Genomic DNA, 22,685 nt, shown 5'->3' with positions numbered 1-22,685 from the left:
AGTTGCCTTGACTTAAAAGTATAACATACTTTATCAGTTAAGTTTACCCTTCAAACTTGCTAATACGTCAAACGGATTATCCCGTTTTTCTTCAACAACGTCCTGCACGGTCGGTCGGTGCTTATGCTCACAAACTGCATGTTTAGGAGACAATGGCACCAACAATAACAATTCATCTTCAAGTAAAGAAAGTAAATCAACAGTAGCAGGTTGATCAATCGACCCTTTTGTTGATGACTCGCTTTCACCCAAAACGATGAAATCAGCATCCTCATCCAAGCGCTCTATCAGTGACTCATCATCGATTAGTGCTAAATGAACGTCTAAAACTAAATCAACCCCAACAGTATCCAGACAACGCTGACATTCCATTGGAAGTTGGGTCTCAACGTGTGCACTCAACCAAACTATTCGGTTATATGCATCCATTGATAGTTTACAGTCTACTTGAACCCATTGATTTTCAATCGATCCAGTGGATTCACGAGCGATTCGAACAAAGCTTGACAGGGGCAGTTTTCCTGACCATGTATAGCCTTGTTCAGCCCATTTAAACGGCTCAATTTTTGCCGGAAAGGTATTTGCTGACATAATTAAGGCGACAATTCTACAAATTCATCTGAACTCTGTCAAAGTTTAAGATACAATTTTGCACTTTGAAACAGAACTATCGGGTAAATTAAGTTATGCATTTGTTGCAGCCGCAACCTAAAGTTAACACGTCATCACTTGTTCGCACCCTGCCTAACTTGGATTTCACTTTGTCTTTAGACCAAGTACAACGCTTGGCATGGTCAACATGTCAGAGTGAGGCATCGCAAGTAGATTGGCTTATATTACACTTTAATCAGTGGTTTTCCCATCACAATGTGATTTTATTCAAGGGTGAGAACGAACCCGAATATTTTCCTGCAACAGATCAGGAACCTGCAAAAATCCAGTTTGCTCACGGTTTCTTTAATAGTGCATTACATGAAATCAGTCACTGGACCATTGCTGGGGCAAAGCGTCGTTTATTGCCTGACTTGGGCTACTGGTATGCACCCGATGGTCGCACGCAGGAACAGCAAAATCTATTTGAACAGGTTGAAATCATTCCTCAAGCCATCGAATGGTTGTTTGCGGTTGCCTTTGGTCGGAAATTTCGTGTGTCTTTAGATAATCTCACTGGCGACGGCGGAGATGGAACGCTGTTTAAAGACAATGTATATGCACAAGTTCAACATTACTTCTCTGGCGAAGCACGTCTTCCTCGTGATGCAGCACATTTTATTTCATGTATCTGTTTATGCACGCGCAATGGCAAAAGCTTACATGCAGATGAGTTTTGTCGTGAAATGTTAGATTAAAAATCGTTTGATAATAAACAACATTGCACACTTTTACCGAACAGTTTCATAATATAGCCATGCACAGCGCCTAGGAGAACAACAATGTTGCATTTACGAATCCACCCTGACAATCCACAACCCCGACTTATTCAACAGGCGGTTGAGCGTATTCGTGCGGGTGATGTTGTTGTGTATCCGACTGATGCTGCGTATGCCATCGGTTGCCAAATTGGAAATAAAAGCGCGATGGAGCGTATTGCTCAAATTCGTAATCTGGGCGACAAACATCAATACGCCATTCTCTGTAGCGATTTATCTGACCTTGCGACCTTTGCTAAAGTCGATAATGCCACTTATCGTTTACTTAAAGCGAATACTCCGGCAGTAACCACCTATATTTTACAGGCAACCAGCGAAGTTCCACGCCGCCTGATGCACCCAAAGAAAAAAACCATTGGTTTACGTGTTCCAAGCAATCCTACCTGCCAAATGCTACTCAAAGAGCTTGGTGAACCATTATTGACCAGTACACTCATTCTTCCTGGTCAGAATGACCCGCTCGATGACCCATATGAAATCGAGATGCAATTAGGTAAACGCATTGATGTGTTTATTGATGGTGGCTTTGGCACACTGACCACAACCAGCGTTGTCGATTTATCAGGTGATTCACCTGTTGTGATTCGTCGTGGTGTTGGTGATGTCAGCATGTTTGAATAGCGACAAATTTAACCTTTTATGATTTTTATCGGAAATATTGTGTATTTTCGTTTCATTCGAGGTGCGAATGTCATAAAATGGTAAACATTCGAGGTGTCGAAAATTATTTTATTTTCTTCCCTGTCATTTTACGCTGTAGACTCCTCATGCCTTTGAAAATTCGCGTGGCCTAATATTGTAATGAATCAAGTGCTTCACTCCACGATGGAATCTGCTCCACACATTCGTGTTCTGGATGAATGGCAAGAAACCATTCCTGAAGATTTATATATCCCTCCTGCCGCATTTGAAATTTTACTCGAGCACTTCGAGGGACCACTCGACTTTTTAATTTACCTGATTCAAAAAAATGGTTTCGACCTGCTTCAGCTCGATATTGCACCTATTGCCAGCCAGTATTTACAGTATATGGATGCCATGAAGTCGCTCAATATCGAGCTAACTGCAGACTATATGGTTATGGCTGCATTATTGGCAGATCTAAAATCACGTCTATTATTGCCAAAACCCAAAAATATTGAATTAGAAAAAGATCCTAAACAACAACTGATTGACCGTCTAGAAACCTATTTACGGATTAAAAAGGCAGCTGAACGCCTTGGGCAATTTTCCATTCTTGAGCGTGATACCTTTAATATCAATGTCAATTTAGGGCAAAGTACCGCTGTTTACGAAGGTTATAGTGTTGATTTTCTCAAAGATGCACTGTTTTGTGTATTTAACCGCCCTGAACCCGTTGCTCATCAAGTGCAACAAGAGCCCGTTTTACTTGAAGAACGGATTGCTTATATTGAACACATGCTTGAATCAGGGAAAGTTTTAAATTTTTCTGCCCTACTCAAACCAAGTCAAGGTAAAATGGGTATGGTCGTTACCTTCATGGCAGTTTTAGAGCTCACTCGACAGCAAAAAGTTCAGATTGTTGCTACAGGGATTGAAGCGCCGCTTGCAATTCAGGGAGTGGCTGCATGAGTGTGAATAATATGACCATGTCGATTGATGAGTTGCATCATGAAGTTTTAATGCAATTAGAAGCCATTATTTTTGCCAGCGATGCGCCTGTGTCGATTGCTCGTTTAAAAGAAGCTTTTCAGAATCAATATAACAAACAACAATTACATCAATATTTGCAGCAACTGGCTGTTTTACAGCATGGTCGCTCTATTGAGCTGATTGAAACCGCACAGGGCTTCCGTTTCCAAGTCCGCGCCAAATATCGACAGGTGATTACCCAGACTTGGCCAGAACGACCAACACGGTTATCACCTTCTCTACTCGAAACACTGGCTGTGGTGGCTTACCACCAGCCAGTAACCCGTGCAGATATTGAACAAATTCGTGGAGTGAGCAACAACAGTCAAATTTTGCGCACATTATTTGACTTTAACTGGATTAAAGAATCTGGTTTTCGTGAACTCCCTGGACGACCGGCGCTGTTGATTACAACGCCCCAATTTTTGAATGCTTTTGGTTTAGCTTCGCTAAGCCAGTTGCCTCCCCTGCAGGATGCCAAGGAAGCTTTCATGACACTTGATGCCCAAGCAGCAAAGTCGTGAATAGGTGGACTGTTGATTGATTAATTCTAAGGTTATGCTGTCATGAGTGAAAAACTACAGAAGGTTTTAGCGCGTATCGGTTTGGGTTCTCGCCGTTATATGGAAGAAGTCATTGCCGCTGGTCGTGTAAGCGTGAATGGTAAAATTGCCCAAGTGGGCGAACGCATCGAACCAACCGATGAGCTACGTATTGATGGTCGTAAAGTTCAATTCCAGATTGAAGATGAAATTCGCCGCCGCGTGTTGATTTATTACAAACCAGAAGGTGAAATCTGCTCACGTAACGATCCAGAAAAGCGCCCGACCGTGTTTGATAATTTGCCACAAATTAGCAATGATCGTTGGGTTATGGTTGGCCGTCTCGACATCAACAGTACAGGTTTATTGTTGTTTACAAACGATGGTGAACTGGCAAACCGTTTAATGCACCCTTCAAATGAAATTGAACGTGAGTATGCTGTGCGTGTTATGGGTGAAGTCACCAAAGAAATGCGTAACAATTTACTCAAAGGTGTCACCCTTGACGATGGCCCAGCAAAATTTGAATCATTTTCTGACCTAGGTGGTGAAGGGATTAACCGCTGGTATCAAGTCGTAGTGAAAGAAGGACGTAACCGTGAAGTGCGTCGTCTATTTGAATCTCAAGGCTTAAAAGTCAGCCGTTTATTGCGTACCCGCTATGGCTCAGTCATGTTGCCACGTGAATTACGTACAGGACGTTGGATGGAACTGGATAAGCAAGATATTGACAATTTGGTCAAACAGGTTGAATTGAAACCACGTCAAGGTACTGGTTTATATGGTATGGCAAAACGTCGTGCCGAGCGTATGACTGAAAAACCAATGGCGGCGCGCCGTGGTGGTTTCCTCCGTCAACAGCGTCGTGACAACGATGCTCCACAACCACCACAACAGGCGAACCCTTCTAGCAGAAATGATGGACAACGTAAGCCTGCAGGTCAAGGCAAGAGCTTCAAAAAATAATATGTTGACTCACCTTTATGCCTTGATTTGAGGCATAAAGGTTCTCCCCGCATCAAATATTTTTAGAATAATATTTAAAATCTCATCACTTATTTACGGCTTCTCATTCACGAGAGTTAAATTCCCCAAACTCTGGTTCGGTTATATTTTAGTACCCTATCCAATATCCTGATATTAATATAATCTTAAGCAAGTAGACTTACAGCAAAATTTGACTGAAGTGCAGCATGCTTTAAAAATGGTGTAACAACAGATCAGAATATTCAAACAAACGAACCACTAAAATTAAAAACAGCCACAAAAAAAGATGAGCCATATGACTCATCTTTTTGACTTGCAATCAAACTACAAGAACAGGTACATCAATCCACAAGGTATCAGGGAAATGTTCCGCCAAATAAGCTTTGAGCAATTGCCGTGTATCTTTGGCAATGATCTCATCTTGTGAATCATCATTGAGATTATAGGCCAGTGCATACAATGGAATCTGACGTGCTTTTAAGGCTTCAAGACTCAGTAAGGTATGGTTAATACTGCCCAAACGTCCTGAAGACACTAAGACCACAGGATAACCCTGTTGTTTAACAAAATCGATGGTGAGTAAACGGCGAGTTAAAGGCACCATTAAACCACCTGCACCTTCCAGTAACACGACGTCATAGCGCTGTGCCAAAGTTTCAGTTGCTGCATTGATTTTGGCAAAATCAATCTCACGCCCATCCAGTTCACTGGCCAAATGCGGCGATGCAGGATAAGTAAAAATTTCTGGCATGGTCAGCTTTTCATGATCTTCTGGTAACCAGTCTGTCGCCATGATTTCGCGGTGCTTTTCCAAATCTTCAGACACATCAACATTACCCGTCTGGATCAACTTTTGGGTAATGACTTTTTGCTGTTGCTCTGCCAAGGTTTTCGCCAAAAATCCGGTGGCGAAGGTCTTCCCAATTCCTGTATCGATACCACTGATAAAATAAATTTGGGCGCTCATGTCAACCTCCGAGCAATGATATAAATAGGATGATAAGTCAGTGGATACTGCTGTTGTGACTGCGCTGATTTGAGCTGTGCATAATCGGCATAGAACTGCTGCAAGCGCTGCTTTGTCCATGCAAAGTCACGGTTGGTTGCGGTGACACCTGTCGCTTTCAGATGTTTTAGTACATCACGCGGCTGGGCAAACTCAAGCTCTATCAGTTCCTGTTCAGCATGCACCACTTCAAAACCTTGTTGTTGCAACAAATCTTGTAACTGCTCAAGCGAATAGTAATCCAAGCCCTGACCAATCAATTGCTTGATTTGCCATAGATTCTTTGAACCAAAGGTTGAAAAACACAACCAGCCCTGCGAGTTTAAAGCGGCATGAATTTTGGCAAAAACTGCCGATAAATCCTGCATCCATTGCAATGCCGAGCTCGATACCACCGCTGCAAGTGTATCTGGAAAGACAATTTTTTCAGCATCACCAATACAGAACTCAACCTGTTGTTCAGGAAAAAATTCCATCACCTCAGCATACAAGTCATTGACGACATAATGCTGCACAGCAAACTGTTGCTGCAACAAGCGAGTCAGCGTACCTGAGCCACAACCGATTTCAAAAATTCGTGGCAACTGCTCAGGGCAAAACTGTTGCATCAACTGCGCCAGATGTTCACAGATCTGCTGCTGTGCCACAGCTTGTACCGTATAAGTTTCACGGGCCTTAGCAAAACGCTGTTGGATCACACTTTTATCGAGTGAAGTCATCTGATTCACAACCATTGTACCAAGGCTTCAAGCGCGTCCTGCTGGGTTTGTGCCGTCAACGACACCCGTAACCGTGCAGCATTTTTCGGAACTGTTGGTGGGCGTACAGGCATGACATAAAAACCATGCTGCTGTAACTCTTTTGCTTTCGCAACGGCTTGATCACTCGCACCAATCACAATCGGCACAATATGCGTGGTCGATGGACTATCGTAACCACGTGCCAAGACTTGCTGCTGTAAATAGTGACTGGTCTGTGCCAAATGTTGGCGCTCAGCCGTTAAACCTTGCATATGTTCAAAAATAAATTTCGTCCATGCAATATTCACAGGCGGCAAAGCGGTACTAAAAATCAGCGGGCGCATGCTATTAATCAAATAGGCTTTAATGATCGGATCACACAGCAAATAACCACCGACTGAAGCAATGGCTTTACCAAATGTACCGACCAAGAAATCAATCTCTTCAATACATTGATGCTGCTCTGCACAGCCCAAACCACGTTCGCCGCGCACCCCAATCGAATGTGCTTCATCAACATACAGCATGACTTTGGCAAACTGGCGTTTAATCGCTACCAATGCGGTCAGATCAGTTTCATCGCCATCCATACTAAAAATACTTTCCGTCACCACAATAATCCGATCAACCTCGGCATCATCATGATATTTTTCGAGCAGGCTTTGTAAATGTTGCAAATCATTATGGCGATAACGCACATATTTGGCAGCACTCAGACGAATCCCGTCAATCATACTGGCATGTACCAGTTTATCTGCCAAAATTAGGGTTTTACTGTCTGCCACTGCAGGTAAAATCCCGACATTCATGTGATAGCCGCTATTGAACAATAACGCCGCTCGCCCAGAAAATGCTTGCGAAAGGCTTTGCTCCAAGTCGGCATATTCAGGGAAATTCCCTGTTAACAAACGCGATGACGAGCTGCTCAAATAGCACTCTGCCACTGGGTACTGGGCAAAAAACTGCTCGCGTAAACTTACCTCGGCAGCAAGCCCAAGATAATCATTGGATGACAGGTTCAGCATCTGCTGCCCTGCAATTTCGATGTACTGCCCATGTTGGCGGTTTTCGGTAAATTGGCGATAGTTGCCTTGTTGTTTTAACTGGTCAAGCTGTACTGCATAGTGTTCAAGCAGGGACATTCGCTTCTCCTGAGGTTATTGCTGCGACCACCGCTTTGAGTTCACGTAATAAAACTTCTAATTCTTCGGGGCGAATTACATAAGGTGGCATGACATACACCAGTTTGCCAAATGGGCGTACCCATATGCCACGCGCTACAAATTGTTGCTGCAAGCTCGCCATATTGACGGCTTCGGTCAGTTCCACTACACCAATTGCACCGAGTACACGGACATCGGCCACATGTTCCAAGTCCGCAAGCGGTGCCAAACCTTGTTTTAAATGTTGTTCAATACGCTGAATATTGGCTTGCCAGTCTTGGGAAAGCAGCAACTTGGTGCTTGCCACTGCCACCGCACATGCCAATGGGTTTGCCATAAAGGTGGGGCCATGCATAAATACGCCTACCTCACCTTTAGAAATGGTTTCTGCCACATGTCGCGTGGTCAAGGTTGCAGCCAGTGTCATATAGCCACCCGTTAACCCTTTACCAATACACATAATGTCAGGCTCAACACCCGCATGTTCCCATGCAAAGAGTTTACCTGTGCGTCCAAAACCTGTGGCGATTTCATCAAAAATCAGCAAAATATTATATTTCTGGCAAAGCAGTTTGGCTTGGCGCAAATATTCGGGATGATAAAAATGCATCCCGCCCGCACCTTGTACAATTGGTTCAATAATCAGTGCCGCAATATTTTGGTGCTGTTGCTCCAAAGTTTGCGCCAGTTCAGCAATATCCTGAGCATCCCATTCCCCATCAAAACGGCTTTGTGGCGCTGGAACAAAATAACGAATCGGTAAAGATGAACCAAAAATCTGATGCATACCCGTAACAGGGTCACAGACCGACATGGCATTCCATGTATCGCCGTGATAGCCCGAACGCGTGGTAATAAAATTGGTTTTTTGTGGCTTGCCTTGCGCTGTCCAGTACTGCACTGCCATTTTCAGTGCAACTTCAACCGACACCGAACCCGAGTCTGCATAGAAGATTTTATCGAGTGATGGCGGCACAATTTCGAGCAGTGCCTTACCTAGCTCAATCGCAGGATCGTGGGTAAATCCACCAAACATGATATGTGACATGCGTTGTAACTGATCAGTGACTGCCTGATTCAGCACAGGGTGATTGTAACCATGAATCGCACACCACCAAGAAGACATACCATCGATGAGTTGGCGACCATCATCCAGTTCAATGGTCGATGCAAAAGCTTGCTTAACCTTAAATGTGGGTAATGGATTAATCATTGATGTATATGGATGCCATAAGTGTTGTGCATCAAATAAATCTGTCATCCAAAACCACCTTTTTTAACCTCAATGGCACTGATGTTAATCCGTTTCTGGTATGGATGCCATTGCCAGATCAGTCAAATTCAGGCAAACGACGCTTCAGTCAGAAATTGACAAATTTGTTCAGCAGCAAGCACTGGATGGGTCACAGGAAAGGCATGACTCAGTTCTGGTAACATCGTGATATGTGGTGCTTTAACAACAAAATTAGGGGCTTTTTGTGCAATCTGGCAAGGAACAACTGCATCCTGTTGCGTAAAGATAAAATAAGCCGAATTGGCATATTGCAACCATTTATCGACCAAGTTTAAATCCCGCAACATGATCAAGCCTTGCAATAACAACTCATTTTCTGGGGGATTGGCAGTATTTTGCAAACTCAGCCAGTGCTGTTTTGCTTGAGCATCACCGCGGCAAATGTTCAGATAAAAACGCTTGAGAGTCGCTTGAGGATTTTGCTGAAAGGCTTGGAAAAACTGAGTAAATTCAGTTTCAGGCATGGCACAAGACCAGTTTTCTTGTGCCACAAAACACGGGTTACTCGCCAAGTTAATCAGTGTTTTTTGCTGTCCTGTGAGTTGTTGATAGGCATCGACCAGTAACAGTGCCAATTGTCCGCCCAGTGACCAGCCGATAACTACATCCGCCTCAGCAACACGGGCAAGCATCTGCTGTTTTTGAGTAAGGTCAAACCAGTCAAAAATATCCGCCAGTTCCACCCGATGCCCAACTTGCTGTAATGCCTGTTGCAATGGCATGAGGGGTGCAGTTCCTACACCCCAACCTGTAATCAGCAAGATTTTCTTTGGCATCGATCTGTTCTCATCTACAACGATATGCGTAGCAGTATAAGACAAAGCCTTTATGATCGATGTGCAAGATCTACCATTTTTACCCTGACTAGCACAGTACAGAACTTACCTCTGGTTGCTGCACTGCTTGCTGTGCAGGTGCTGCGATCACACTCATTTTTGCCTCGACTAAGGTCTGTGGACAGTCGCGATTGAAATGTGTTCCGCGACTTTCCTGACGTTGTAAGGCACTATGCACCATTAACATTGCAGTCAAAAGCATTGGATATTGCTGCTCGGTCATTAGCCACCAGTGATTGAGCTGTGCATACAAATACTGCATACCTGCAAAGTCACGCTGAATACCAAAATACTGGGTCATTTTTTGCTGCAATGTTGCAACATCAAAATCATCTTCCAATTCAAACTGTGTAGAAACAGCATTAAAATCTGGTTGTACCAGTTCTGCCTCAGCTTTCGGGACTTGCCACTCATCTTGCTGAACAATCGCGTGTGCAACATCACGTCCCATCACCATACATTCAAGCAATGAGTTACTGGCTAAACGGTTCGCACCATGTAAACCTGTACATGCCACTTCCCCGATCGCAAACAGGTTTTCAATATCGGTATGCCCAATCGCATCGGTGAGCACACCACCACAGGCATAATGCGCGGCAGGTGCAACAGGAATCGGCTGCTGACTAATATCCAAACCTTGCTCAAGACAATGCTGATAGATCGATGGGAAATGCTCGGTAATAAAAGCTTTTTCCAAGTGAGTCATATCCAGAAAAACTGGCTGTTGCTGCTGTTTCTGGATTTGATCGGCAATGGCACGCGCCACAATATCACGAGGAGCAAGTTCCAGACGCTCATCATAGGCAGGCATAAAACGCTCGCCTTGCTGATTACGCAAGATACCGCCTTCACCACGCAACGCTTCAGAAATCAGGAAAGTTTTACTATCTTTAAGTGCCAATGCCGTTGGGTGGAATTGGATAAATTCCAGATTTGCCACACGACAGCCTGCTTGCCATGCCAATGCCACACCATCACCTGTTGAAGTTTCAGGATTGGTGGTCAGCTCAAATAGCTGACCTGTACCACCAGTCGCTAAAATCACATATTTGGCAAAGACCTGTACTGATTGTTGTGCTGTATCTTTTAACTCAGCCCCATAGCAACGCTGATCTTCAACATACAACTGTTGTAAACGATGTTCAGTCAAACAGGTCACATTGCTTTTTGTAGCAAGCTGCTGTTGCAAAGTCTGCGTGACTGACCAGCCTGTATGATCGGCAGCATGCACGATACGACGATGCCCATGCCCACCTTCACGAGTCAAATGTAAGCTTTGCTCATGGTAGGTAAATGGCACACCAGACTGACACAACCAGTCAATCGCCTCAGCCGCATGCGCTAAAATATGTGTAGTATTCTCTACATGACAGAGTCCCGCACCTGCGACCAATGTATCTTGAACATGTTCGGCCACAGTATCTTGCGGATCAAGTACTGCTGCGATACCACCTTGAGCCATATTACTAGAACAGGTGTCTAAATCCTGTTTTGCGAGTAAGGCTATTTTGAACTGTTCAGGCAAGGACAGAGCAACGGTCAAACCCGCTAAACCTGCCCCAACAATTAAAACATCATAATGCTGAATATTTTGCTTCATGTTGCGTTGCCAGCCATTGTTGAAATTGGGCTAAACCCGCACCCAATTGTTGCTGTTGATGGTAGTTTTTGTAGGCTTCAGAGAAGTCTAGCATCCGTTGGATTGGTGCTCGTGCTTCTTCAATCAGCGCGGCATCAAGTTGAACTTGCTGACTTTGATTGCGTAAAACTTCTGCACACGCCGCCAAGCCATTCATTGCCATCCACGGACAAAATGCACAAGATTTACAAGTTGCACCGTTGCCTGCTGTGGGTGCAGCAATAAAGGTTTTATGCGGAGCTTGTTTTTGCATTTCGTGCAAAATGCCCTGATCGGTTGCCACAATAAACTCATGTTCTGGACGCTGTACGGCAGCATTGAGTAATTTACTGGTTGAGCCCACCACATCGGCTTGCGCCACAACTTCAGCAGGTGATTCTGGATGCACCAACACAATCGCTTCAGGATGCTGCTGTTTCAAATGAGTCAGCTCAATGCCCTTAAACTCGTTATGGACGATACATGAACCTTGCCAGAGCAGCATGTCTGCACCTGTTTTATTTTGGATATATTGCCCAAGGTGACGGTCAGGTCCCCAAATGATTTTTTTGCCCTGATTGTGCAAATACTCAACAATTTCAATCGCAATAGATGATGTGACGACCCAATCCGCATGCGCTTTTACTTCCGCACTGGTGTTGGCATAAACCACGACTGTACGGTCAGGGTGCGCATCACAAAATTGTTTAAATTCATCCGCTGGGCAGCCCAAATCTAGCGAACAGGTCGCTTCCAGATCTGGCATGAGTACTGTTTTTTGCGGGCTGAGAATTTTGGCAGTTTCACCCATAAAACGCACACCCACGACCAACAAGGTATCGGCAGGGTGATTTTTACAGAATTTTGCCATTTCCAGTGAGTCACCCACCATGCCACCTGTTGCCAAGGCTAAATCTTGCAACTCAGGTTCCACATAGTAATGTGCCACCATCACGGCATTGTGCTGTTTTAAAAGTTTACGGATTTGTTCTTGGTATTGTTGGATTTCTGTTGCATTTAATGCTGCAGGCACCTTTGCCCACGCTTCATGTAAAGTACAGGCATTGCTTTGCTGCGCCTCAGCGGCAAACTCAATATGCGTTTGCATATAATCTAAGCTTGGCTTTTCATAAGGATAGCTAGCCAAATGTTCCTTCATAACGGCATTCCAACAATGAATATGCGCACAATTATGCTCACAATGAGTATATAAATTCAAACCCTTTTTGCTCAAAAAGAGTATAATTATGCGTAAATGACTGTTGTTTATGTATTTATTTTTTATATAAGAAAACTGCTTAGAGAATATGCATAGGGGTTTTGTTTAATCCAATATTTCTCATACAATAAACCCGATAGCAACAAACATAAGACCAAAGATGCAGTCACACGTCCATTTAGAACTTTCCAAATCCCAGGAAACTGCAACCGAACTGGTTGCCGTTTTAATTGCGGTGACCAACTTTTCCGCGCGGGTACTCACCATTCAAGATGGCACTCTTTTACCTTTTGGACCATTAACCCCAATTCATCATTCATTACAAGCAGGCGCACGTGCTTGGGTTCAACAACAAACCGAGCAACCTTTGGGTTATATGGAACAACTGTATACCTTTGTTGACATCAAACGTTCGCAGGATTCTGGGCATCCAGTGGTATACATTAGTTATTTAGGACTGGTTAAAGAGGTCGATGAACAAAACCTAAAACTTGCAGCAAAATGGCATGATTGGTACGAATATTTCCCATGGGAAGATCGTCGTACCAAAGATGCTGAACAAGTTTGTCAGCAAATTTTGCCTAAAATTCAAAACTGGGTCGACTCTGCTGCCTCGGTATACCTACGCCAAGCACGTCAACAGCGTATGAATTTATGTTGGGGGCTATCGAACTACGATTGGCTTGAAGAAAATACCCTACTCCGCTACGAGCTCATGTATGAAGTCGGGCTAATCGCCGAATCGCCATATTATGATGGTCGCCTACCTGAATCGATTACAGGTAAAGCCATGCACAACCATCACCGTCGTGTTTTAGCCACAGCCATGTCACGTTTGCGCTCTAAATTACAATACCGCCCAGTGATTTTTGAGTTAATGCCACCCGAGTTTACCTTGTACCAATTACAACAAAGTATTCAAGCACTCAGCGGTGTGGAATTACATAAACAGAATTTCCGCCGCCTGATACACAACCAAAACTTGGTTGAACCTACAGGTAAAGAAGCCATTCCAGAGCGTGGTCGCCCTGCACAACTTTACCGTTTTAAAGAAAATGTCTTACAAGAAAGTTTACTTTCAGGCTATAAGCTTCCCATTATGAACAACTAAGTTTTCAATTTTGATCACCAGTTAAATAGCAAACCAAGAAAATTTGCTATTTAACTCAAAATTAGCATAAATCCCCAATCGCACAAATTACCAGTTTGATCAAACATACTTAACATGTTGAAATACATTAATAAATCAACAGATATCACACTTTAACTTTTATCAAACATTCAAAAATCATGACTATTTTTGATAAAACTCAAAATTATGCCGTTTTTTAACCCTAGAAATTAATATTTGCGTGTTAGATAGTGAACAATATATACTCCGTTTGAGCATATATTGGAGAGATTCGTCATGCGTTATGCATTGCCAGATGTGTTAATTCAACCACTGGTTCAATCCGCATTAAGGGAAGACTTGGGACGACGCGGAGATATTACTTCCGAAGCCACAATTGATTCACAGCAAAATACTGAATTGCATATTATTGCCCGTGAATCTGGAATTGTTTGCGGTGTTCAACTGGCCCGTCTTGCCTTTGCACTTATGAATCCAGAGATTGAATTTACAGCACAATTGCAAGATGGAGATGTCTTGAGCAAAGGCAGCATCATTGCAAGTATTCGAGGTAATGCACGAGCAATTTTGAGTGCTGAACGTACCGCTTTAAATTTTCTGACTCATTTAAGTGGTATTGCCACTACCACACATGAACTACAAAGTAGTATTTCACATACGGCTGCAAAAATTACCTGTACTCGTAAAACCATTCCTGGTTTGCGTGATGTACAAAAGTATGCCGTGCGTGTCGGTGGCGGACGCAATCACCGTATGGGACTTGATGATGCGATTTTGATTAAAGACAACCACATTGCGCTGGCAGGTGGTGACATTATTCAAACGATTCAGCGTGCCAAAGCATATGCTGGGCATTTAATTCCTGTTGAAGTTGAAGTGGATACGCTTGAACAACTTGAGCAAGTTTTGCAAGAAGGCGTGTCTTTAGTACTACTAGATAATATGAGTCTGGAACAGTTACGTACAGCCGTGGCAATGTGTCAAGGCAAAGCGCAAACTGAAGCCTCAGGCGGAATTACCCCAGAAACTGCGCCAAGTGTTGCAGAAACAGGTGTCGATTTCTTGGCACTTGGCTATGTCACCCATAGTGCGCGTTATTTGGATATTGGCTTAGACTACGTTTAAGTTAAGCCAAGATAGCTTGTAACAAAATTTAGGCATTACAAGCTATCGCATATCCTCTAGAATGGATGACATCATGTCATTTAGAGTGAGATTATGACCGTCTTGCGTACACTCTTTGCCAGCTGTACTGTTGTAGGTTTAATAACATTGAGTCCTTTCATTCTTGCCAAAGAAAGTGACAATTTACTCACTGCAATTCAAAAACAATGGGTCGGACAAAAAGCACCAGCCTTCAAATTACAAGATCAACAAGGTCAGTGGCATCAATTATCCCAGTATAAAGGTCAATGGGTCGTTCTGTATTTTTACCCGAAAGATAATTCACCTGGTTGCACTCAGGAAGCCAACCAGTTTAAAGTTCTTTATCCGCAGTTTATTAAAAGTAATGCCGTAGTTTTAGGTGTGAGCCTTGATGATGTGAAATCACATCAGAAGTTTTCTGAAAAACTGAATCTACCTTTTCCTATTTTGGCAGACCATCAACAAACTCTTGCCAAACAGTTCGGCATTATTCGAAATTTAGGTTTTATGCAGATTGCCAAGCGCGAAAGCTTCCTGATCGACCCGAAAGGTACGATTGTTTATCATTATACCAGTGTCGATACGCAAACCCATGCTGCACAGGTTTTGCAAGATATACAAAAATTGAACCCATAAAAAAAACAGCCATCAAGGCTGCTTTTTCAATATTCAACCGATTAAATCTGCGATTGAATATAATTTTGTAGCCCGATCAGTTCGATCAGGCGCATTTGTTTTTCCAGCCAGTAAGTATGGTCTTCTTCGGTATCTGACAACTGCTGACGCAACATCTCACGGCTAATATAATCACCTTTCTCTTCACAAAGTTTAATGCCTTGAACCAGTTTTTCACGCACATGATATTCCAGTGCAAGGTCAGCTTTTAGGCAACTCACTACATCGGTTCCAACATCAACATCGTCTCGCAGCATATTGGGTGTGCCACCTAAAAACAGCACACGACGAATAATTGCATCCGCATGCGATGCTTCTTCATGCATTTCATGATCAATGCGTTCGTAGATTTTGCTTAAACCCCAGTCATCGTACATACGTGAATGGATCAGGTATTGATCACGAGCAGCCAGTTCGCCACCGATCAACATATTTAAATAGTCTATGACTTCTGGATTGCCACGCATGGTGAATTTCTCCTGTGAATATAAATTTTAGTATGCAAGGTTTAAACTAAAAAAGCAAAAAATAAGATTTATAAGTATATGATTTTTCATAACATTAAAATGAGAAACATACGCATTTATATTTCAACTTGGCTGATTTTTTAATCTAAAAATAAGCCCTTAAGATATTTTAAGGGCTTATTTGAACAGCGTCTGAAGTTACAAATTTCAACATTCTGCCATCAAAAACCAATCTGCGTTTATTCAGGAATCACCTGCTGACCATATTCAGCCATTAAGGTTAGAAATTCAGATTCGCTCAAGACCTGTATGCCGAGTTTTTCAGCTTTTTCCAGTTTAGAGCCCGCTTTTTCGCCTGCAACTACACATTTTGTTTTACTTGACACACTACCACTGACACGCGCACCGAGTGCCTGTAGCATTTGAGTGGCTTGATCACGCGTAAATTGCTGCAATGTTCCTGTCAGTACCCAGCTTTCACCATTTAAGGGTTGGCGTGTCGGTGCAGTAGGTGCATCCCATGTCAAACCAGCAGCCAGCAGGCGCTCTACGACTTCAATATTATGCTGTGCCTGAAAGAAATCCACGATCCATTCTGCGGTAATATCACCAACATCTGGGGTTTTCTTGAGAGTTTCAATATCGGCTTGACGCAGAGCGTCAAAAGTCTGGAATGTATTGGCAAGCATCCGCGCAGTGGTTTCCCCCACACCGCGAATTCCTAACGCATAAATAAAACGTGCTAGTGTGGTTTTCTTGCTGGCATCAATCGCATCAAAGAGGTTTTGGACTGATTTCTCACCCATTTTTTCAATACCGAGCATCGTCTCGCGATGTTGATGCAACTGATAAATATCAGACACATCATTAAGCAAATTCAGATGCAGTAAGGACTCGACCCAACGATCTCCCAAGCCTTCAATATCCAGTGCCTTACGCGAAACAAAGTGACGAATGGCTTCAATACGCTGTGCCGCACAGTACAAACCACCTGAACAACGCGCCAAAGCCTCACCTTCTGGCATCACGACAGGCGAATCACAGACTGGACACTGACTTGGTAGCAAAATTTCTACAGCATTATTTGGGCGAAATTCAGGCCAGACCTTCTCAACTTTAGGAATAACGTCTCCTGTACGATAGACACTCACGGTATCCCCCACACGAACATCTAAACGGTGAATTTCACCGATGTTGTGCAAGGTGACATTGGATACCGTTACACCACCCACAAATACAGGATTTAAACGTGCAACTGGAGTCAGTGTGCCTGTACGTCCAACTTGCCAGTCAATTTGGTCAACTGTCGTCAGCGCAGCAACCGCAGGAAATTTATAGGCAGTTGCCCAGCGAGGTTCACGACTTAAAAAACCCAATTGCTGTTGCTGTTTCAGGCTATCAACTTTAATGACCATACCATCAATTTCGACAGATAAATCAGGGCGCTCCTGCTGAATCTGCTGATATTTTTCTTGAACTTCCTGAATCGACTGACATAAAAATTGGCGTTCTGCGATTTCAAAGCCCATTTTGGTCAACCATATCAAGCTTTCATGCATGGATGTCAAATGATGTTGTGGTTCGCACTGCGCAATTCCATACGCATAAAATGCCAATGGGCGGGACGCCGCAATTTCAGGATCAAGCTGGCGCAAACTTCCTGCCGCAGCATTACGCGGATTGGCAAAAGTTTTTTCACCGCGCGCTTGCTGATCTGCATTGAGTTTTTCAAAACCCGATTTTGGCATCAACACTTCGCCACGGACTTCGAGCAACTCTGGAATTTTAATGTCTGTGCTGTACAAAAATTTAGGTAGGTTACGAATGGTTTTAACATTTTGGGTAATATCTTCACCTGTTTCACCATCACCACGAGTTACGCCACGAACTAAAACTCCATGTTCATACCATAGAGAAATGGCAAGACCATCCAGTTTTAACTCTACATCATACAAAATTTCCTGATTTGGCAAACGTTCTTCAACACGGCGAGCAAAAGCAAACAAATCTTCTTGGTTAAATACATTGCCGAGCGACAACATGGGCACGGCATGGGTCACACTTTCAAATTTGCTCAGTGCTTGCCCACCCACTTTCAGAGTTGGGGTATCTTGCTGAACCAGTTCAGGATATTGCTGTTCTAATGCCTTAAGTTGATGGAAGAGTTGATCGTATTCATTGTCTGAAATGCTGGGTTGATCCATTACATAATAGGCATGGTTATGCTTTGCCAGAATTTGAATCAGTTGTCGCATCTGCGCAATGACTGCGGTTGTATCCACCATAAAAAAATCACCATATAAAAGGGCGGACATAGTCCACCCTGAAGTCTAAAATCAGCGCTTTTTAGTTGCTCTGTGCCGCTTGCGGTTTGTAATCAATAATTTGATGACGCCAGTGTTCTTTGAGTTGCTGAGTCAGTTCACAACTGTTTTCATCAAATACTTTCCCATCGATATCACGGGCAATCAGATTGGCAATACTAACCATCATATCAAAACCTGCTTGTGCGTGCGGGTTTGGCAAGGTCAAGAAAAAGGCAAAGCCCTGTACCTGCTCAGCAGATAAAGTTTCCAAGTCGAACCCTGCTGGGCCTTCATCGGTAACACGCAATACCGAAAACATCAGTGGACTTTCTTCTTCTTCGGTATTTTCATAGCGATGGAAACAAGACAACTCACCAAAGCGCAGGCCGTATTTGAGTAAAACTTTCAAAGCACGATCACCAGACAATACACGGCGTGGGTTCGGATACACATTTAAGGCAAAAATATATTCGGCATTGGACAAGGCACTTTCATCATCATAGCGTTGCTGTTCATGCAAATGCATGTCCAAAATCGAGCTCTCTTCATCAAACTCTGCTATCGCAACGGTTTCAATGTCTGGGTTCAAGCTGAGTACTGGAGCAGGTTCAGCTTTTTTCTCATCATTATTGATGGCTGGATCAGTCTGCTCTACCGTTTCGGGCTGCTTTTGTTCTTGCTCTTGCGCAGGCTTCTCTGTTTTTTCCAGAACAAGCGGACTTGGTTCAGGCTCAGCTTTTTTTGCTAGCTCAGCTTCTGGGGCAGTACTGGTTTCCTCTGAATCATCGGCATCTAAATGTGGCTCAATGCGTTGCTCTAATGCCTGTGCAGCCGAAAGCTGATCACGCACAAAACGAGGAATCACTGGCTGATGGGTTTCAGGGTTAATGTGTAATTCCGATTCGAGCGAAGGCACATATTCTTTTGGCTTTCGTAACAGCAAAAACAACCCCAATAAAATAATCGCAACTGCGATCACAATACCTACGATTGTGGTGATTTCCATACTATGACTCCGCAACTAACCCGTATTCTTTCGCTTCTTCTAAATTCACAGTGACCAATTTTGATGTTCCTGGCTCAGGCATTGTAACACCCAATAAATCCGTCGCCATGGTCATTGCCAGTTTATTATGTGTGATGTAAACAAATTGTACCTGTTCGGACAATTCTTTGACCAAATTACAAAAACGCTGCACGTTAGCATCATCTAATGGAGCATCGACTTCATCCAGTACACAAAACGGTGCTGGATTAAGACGAAAAATGGCAAATACCAATGCCAACGCGGTCAGGGCTTTTTCTCCACCCGACAATAATGCCAGAGAACTGTTACGTTTCCCTGGCGGTCGAGCCATTAGTTTTACACCCGATTGCCAGTCATCTTCCAGACTTAAACTGGCTTCACCACCATTAAACACTTTTGGAAATAAATCCTGCAACTCATGATTGATCTGTTCAAAAGTTTGCATAAATAACTTACGCGTTTCCTGATCAATACTTTTCATGGCATGTTGCAACTGCTCCACGGTATTTTGCAGATCCTGCATCTGGTGGGTCAGTTCTTCATAACGCCCAGCAACTTCTTCGTATTCCTGCGATGCTGCCAGATTCACCGCCCCGATTTTATCAAACTGTTGTTGGGCTTTTTGTAGTTGTGTCTGATGTGCCACCAGCTCAATTTCAACGCTTTTCAGTGGTTCAGCATTTAACTGTTCTAACTGCTCGGTATAATGTGTCAGGTCAGATTTTGCAGCTTGCCATGCCAGTCGTTTTTGTTCAAGCAATTCACGTACTTGTTCATCCTGCTGCTGTAGCTGATGGCGCTGCTGAGTCAAATGCTGCTGCTTTTCTTGCACAGTATTCAGTTCAAGCTGCCATTCCTTCCACTGTTTTTCAAGCACGGCTGTTTGCTGTTGCTGCTCCTCAAGCTGCGCTTGCAAGCTCGGTAATTCAAGCTGTATAGGTTGTAACACACTTTGCGCTTGCTGAAGCTGCTGCACACACTGTGCATATTGGCTTTTGAGAAAACTTAAATCTTTTTCAAGCAGCTCAATCTGTTGCTGTTGCTGTTGTAACTGTTGTTTGCTGTCTTGTAACTGACCTTGTACCTGCTGACGCTGCTGTTGCTGTTGTTCACATTGCTCAGCCAGTTCATCCATCTGATACTGCAAGGTTTTATAATTGGGTAACGCCTGTTCCAGCTTGATTGCCAGTGCATGCTGATCGATCTCCAGATCGTCCTTTTGCATGGCATCTTCTTCGATTTGCAAATCCAACTGCTGTAACTGCGCCTGCAATTGCGTCTGCTGTACCGCAAAAGCCTGCTGTGCACTATGTAATTTAGCAACCTGAACATCCAGTTGTTGTTGCTGTTGACGTAAAGTTTTACTGTGCTGATGCTGCTCTTGAATCTGCTGCTGAGTTTCTTTTAACGTCTGTTCAGCCGAAGCACTCAGCTGCTGCAACTGTTGTAACTGCTGCTGCCCCTCTGCCAGTTCTTGCTCGATTTCCTGTAAGCGAATACGGTGACTCAACGCGCCTTGTGCAGCCTGACTTTGTTCATCATAGAGCAGCCCAATCACCCAGTCTTGCCCAAGCAAATAACCATCCAGACTGAGCAAGGTCTGCCCTGTCTGTAATTGTTTCTGCAAAACCAGCGCCTGAGTAAAATCAACTGCGATAGCAACCTGTTGCCATAACGAGTTTTGAGGATAGGCAATCCAGCTGGCCAGTGTTGGCAAACCTAAAAGTTCAGTCTGCACAGTCGTTTCAGTGATGTGCAGTTGCCGTGCCTGCTCAGGATGGAACGGCTCTGCTTCTGACAACACATGAGCCGATAACCACTGCGCCAGATATTTTTCCACCAGTCCTGCATGCGCTTTAGCGACGTCTTGTAACTGTAAAACCTGCATCAGCTGCTGTGCCGCTGACTGCTGTTTTGGCTGTTGCTTGGTCATGAGTTTTTGCAGGTTATTTTGTTCTGCCTGCAAAATCTTGAGTTGCGACTGTTGGGCAGAAAGTTGTTGCTGCTGCTGTTGAACGGCTTGCTGCTGCTGTTGTTTTTGCTGTTCAAGCATCTGTAACTGTTGTTCAGTTTGCTGCACTTGCTCGGCAACGCTGTGCTGTTGCTCAGTAAAATCTTCCAGTTCAGGCTGCGTAACTTGAGCTTTGACTTGCTGATATTGCTGTGCCAGCGTTTCTTTTTGATGCTCTAAACGTAAAAGGTTTTTATTAAGCTGTTCCAGTTGCGACTGCATTTGGGCATGTTTTTGCTGTTGCTGCTCAACTTGGCTTTTGACCTGCTGATACTGTTGCAATGCAGCTTGATACTGTGCAGACAAGTCTGAATTTTGCTGCTGTTGCTGCTGATCATTCTGCTCAGCCTGTTGTACGCTTTCCGCAAATTGCTCACACTGTTCATGTAAGGTATCCAGTTGCATTTCAGTCAGTTGCAACTGTTCTTTCAACTGCGTTTTTTGCTGTTCGAGCTGTGAAATTTGTTGACTATTCTGTAGCTGTAAAGCTTGTTTTTGTTCAACATTGAGTTGAAGTTCAGACAGTTTTTTCTCGGCGGTTTGCCATGCTTGTTGTAACGGGGTGGACTGCTGAATCAGACGCTGAAACAAACCACTGGTTTCAGTCAGGTCATGCTCAACCGTATTCAGTTCCGAACGCACCAGTTTAAACTGCTCACCAAACTCGGTCATTTGGGCAGTATATTCCTGTTGCAAACGCTGGCTTTGCTGACACTGGAACGAGAGAATTTCTATTTTTAAGGTACGAACTTGCTGTTCAAGTTGTTTATATTGAACCGCTGCTTCTGACTGGCGCTTTAGGGTTTTCAGCTGGGCTTTCAACTCGTGGGCAATATCTTCCAGACGCTCCAAGTTTTGCGTGGTATGTTCCAGATGTTGAAGGGTTTCACGGCGACGTGCCTGATAACGTGACACCCCTGCCGCTTCTTCTACAAATACGCGCATTTCTTCAGGTTTGGCATCCACCAAACGGTTAATCATACCCTGTTCAATAATCGCATAAGAACGTGGCCCAAGCCCTGTTCCCAAGAAAATATCGGTAATATCACGGCGGCGACAGCGCGTACCATTGAGAAAATATTCCGATTTCCCCTCTCGCGTCACCTGTCGACGCACCGCCAGTTCATTGTAGGCATTGTACATGCCACCGAGTTTGCCATAGGTGTTTTCAAAGCGTAGTTCGACGCTCGCCACGCCAACAGGCTTACGTTTGGCGGTTCCCGTAAAAATCACGTCCTGCATGCTGCCGCCACGTAACTGGCGTGCACTCGATTCGCCCATGACCCAGCGAATGGCATCAATGACATTGGATTTACCACAACCATTCGGGCCCACAATTGCACTACGGTTGGCTTTAAATTGTAATGTGGTACTGTCGGCAAACGATTTGAAGCCTGAGAGTTTTAAACTGCTTAAACGCATACTGTCCTAAT

Annotated in this window: 20 protein-coding genes; 8 read left to right on the top strand and 12 right to left on the bottom strand. The window is 43.9% G+C overall.

From position 1 onward, the window contains the following. Positions 1-33: 33 nt before the first annotated feature. Positions 34-591, bottom strand: a complete 558-nt coding sequence (locus F975_RS04515; protein ID WP_004750808.1) for a YceD family protein — start codon at positions 589-591, stop codon at positions 34-36. A gap of 95 nt (positions 592-686) precedes the next feature. Between F975_RS04515 and F975_RS04510 the strand changes: the two genes are divergently transcribed. The 5 genes from F975_RS04510 (at position 687) to rluB (ending at position 4,591) form a co-directional block, all read left to right on the top strand. Beyond that, positions 687-1,349 carry an elongation factor P hydroxylase gene (locus F975_RS04510; protein ID WP_004750807.1) on the top strand — a complete coding sequence of 221 codons (663 nt, stop codon included), beginning with the start codon at positions 687-689 and terminating at the stop codon, positions 1,347-1,349. A gap of 84 nt (positions 1,350-1,433) precedes the next feature. Further along, a complete protein-coding gene (locus tag F975_RS04505; protein WP_004750804.1) occupies positions 1,434-2,051 on the top strand; it encodes an L-threonylcarbamoyladenylate synthase in 618 nt (205 codons plus the stop codon). A 180-nt stretch (positions 2,052-2,231) separates the two neighbouring features. After that, the gene (locus F975_RS04500) at positions 2,232-3,023 is read left to right on the top strand and encodes a segregation and condensation protein A (RefSeq protein ID WP_034425740.1); all 792 of its coding nucleotides are present in this window, start codon (positions 2,232-2,234) and stop codon (positions 3,021-3,023) included. Beyond that, a complete protein-coding gene (scpB, locus tag F975_RS04495) occupies positions 3,020-3,607 on the top strand; it encodes an SMC-Scp complex subunit ScpB (RefSeq protein WP_004750801.1) in 588 nt (195 codons plus the stop codon). Before F975_RS04500 ends, scpB begins: the two co-directional genes overlap by 4 nt. A 42-nt stretch (positions 3,608-3,649) precedes the next feature. Then, positions 3,650-4,591, top strand: a complete 942-nt coding sequence (gene rluB, locus F975_RS04490) for a 23S rRNA pseudouridine(2605) synthase RluB (protein WP_004750800.1) — start codon at positions 3,650-3,652, stop codon at positions 4,589-4,591. A 340-nt stretch (positions 4,592-4,931) separates the two neighbouring features. Here rluB and bioD read toward each other — a convergent pair whose 3' ends face one another. The 7 genes from bioD to nadA all read right to left on the bottom strand — a co-directional run bounded on the left by bioD (position 4,932) and on the right by nadA (position 12,377). Beyond that, positions 4,932-5,579 (bottom strand): dethiobiotin synthase, encoded by a 648-nt coding sequence (gene bioD, locus F975_RS04485; protein WP_004750798.1) that lies wholly within the window; start codon positions 5,577-5,579, stop codon positions 4,932-4,934. Next, positions 5,576-6,352 carry a malonyl-ACP O-methyltransferase BioC gene (bioC, locus tag F975_RS04480; protein ID WP_004750796.1) on the bottom strand — a complete coding sequence of 259 codons (777 nt, stop codon included), beginning with the start codon at positions 6,350-6,352 and terminating at the stop codon, positions 5,576-5,578. The genes bioD and bioC overlap by 4 nt, the downstream gene beginning before the upstream one ends. Beyond that, positions 6,343-7,500, bottom strand: coding sequence for an 8-amino-7-oxononanoate synthase (locus tag F975_RS04475; protein WP_004750795.1), 1,158 nt, complete (start codon positions 7,498-7,500; stop codon positions 6,343-6,345). The genes bioC and F975_RS04475 overlap by 10 nt, the downstream gene beginning before the upstream one ends. Next, positions 7,487-8,782 (bottom strand): adenosylmethionine--8-amino-7-oxononanoate transaminase, encoded by a 1,296-nt coding sequence (gene bioA, locus F975_RS04470; RefSeq protein ID WP_004750794.1) that lies wholly within the window; start codon positions 8,780-8,782, stop codon positions 7,487-7,489. Before bioA ends, F975_RS04475 begins: the two co-directional genes overlap by 14 nt. Before the next feature lie 80 nt (positions 8,783-8,862). Continuing rightward, entirely contained in the window at positions 8,863-9,591 is a 729-nt protein-coding gene (locus F975_RS04465; protein WP_004750792.1) for an alpha/beta fold hydrolase, read from the bottom strand. 88 nt (positions 9,592-9,679) lie between these two features. Continuing rightward, a complete protein-coding gene (nadB, locus tag F975_RS04460; RefSeq protein ID WP_004750790.1) occupies positions 9,680-11,251 on the bottom strand; it encodes an L-aspartate oxidase in 1,572 nt (523 codons plus the stop codon). Beyond that, positions 11,226-12,377, bottom strand: a complete 1,152-nt coding sequence (gene nadA, locus F975_RS04455) for a quinolinate synthase NadA (protein WP_171063157.1) — start codon at positions 12,375-12,377, stop codon at positions 11,226-11,228. The genes nadB and nadA overlap by 26 nt, the downstream gene beginning before the upstream one ends. Before the next feature lie 271 nt (positions 12,378-12,648). Between nadA and F975_RS04450 the strand changes: the two genes are divergently transcribed. The 3 genes from F975_RS04450 to F975_RS04440 all read left to right on the top strand — a co-directional run bounded on the left by F975_RS04450 (position 12,649) and on the right by F975_RS04440 (position 15,402). Beyond that, a complete protein-coding gene (locus tag F975_RS04450) occupies positions 12,649-13,599 on the top strand; it encodes an NUDIX hydrolase (protein ID WP_004750786.1) in 951 nt (316 codons plus the stop codon). A gap of 297 nt (positions 13,600-13,896) precedes the next feature. After that, positions 13,897-14,745 (top strand): carboxylating nicotinate-nucleotide diphosphorylase, encoded by an 849-nt coding sequence (nadC, locus tag F975_RS04445; RefSeq protein WP_004750784.1) that lies wholly within the window; start codon positions 13,897-13,899, stop codon positions 14,743-14,745. A 93-nt stretch (positions 14,746-14,838) separates the two neighbouring features. Further along, positions 14,839-15,402: a peroxiredoxin gene (locus F975_RS04440; protein WP_004750783.1), complete on the top strand. Its 564-nt coding sequence runs from the start codon at positions 14,839-14,841 to the stop codon at positions 15,400-15,402. 41 nt (positions 15,403-15,443) lie between these two features. On the opposite strand, the gene ftn is transcribed toward F975_RS04440, so the two are convergent. From ftn to smc, 4 genes are all read right to left on the bottom strand, one after another. Then, positions 15,444-15,908: a heteropolymeric bacterioferritin subunit Ftn gene (gene ftn, locus F975_RS04435; RefSeq protein ID WP_004750780.1), complete on the bottom strand. Its 465-nt coding sequence runs from the start codon at positions 15,906-15,908 to the stop codon at positions 15,444-15,446. 239 nt (positions 15,909-16,147) lie between these two features. Next, positions 16,148-18,193 (bottom strand): NAD-dependent DNA ligase LigA, encoded by a 2,046-nt coding sequence (ligA, locus tag F975_RS04430; protein WP_034426129.1) that lies wholly within the window; start codon positions 18,191-18,193, stop codon positions 16,148-16,150. 61 nt (positions 18,194-18,254) lie between these two features. Continuing rightward, positions 18,255-19,220, bottom strand: a complete 966-nt coding sequence (locus F975_RS04425; RefSeq protein ID WP_004750778.1) for a cell division protein ZipA C-terminal FtsZ-binding domain-containing protein — start codon at positions 19,218-19,220, stop codon at positions 18,255-18,257. A gap of 1 nt (position 19,221) precedes the next feature. Beyond that, complete coding sequence (gene smc / locus F975_RS04420; protein WP_004750776.1) at positions 19,222-22,674, bottom strand: chromosome segregation protein SMC; 3,453 nt, start codon at positions 22,672-22,674, stop codon at positions 19,222-19,224. Positions 22,675-22,685: the final 11 nt, after the last annotated feature.

Source organism: Acinetobacter brisouisimilis, assembly GCF_000368265.1.
Taxonomy (GTDB): Bacteria; Pseudomonadota; Gammaproteobacteria; order Pseudomonadales; family Moraxellaceae; genus Acinetobacter.
The sequence above is the reverse complement of the archived record's forward strand: the minus strand, read 5'-3'. Positions and strand labels throughout refer to the sequence as shown.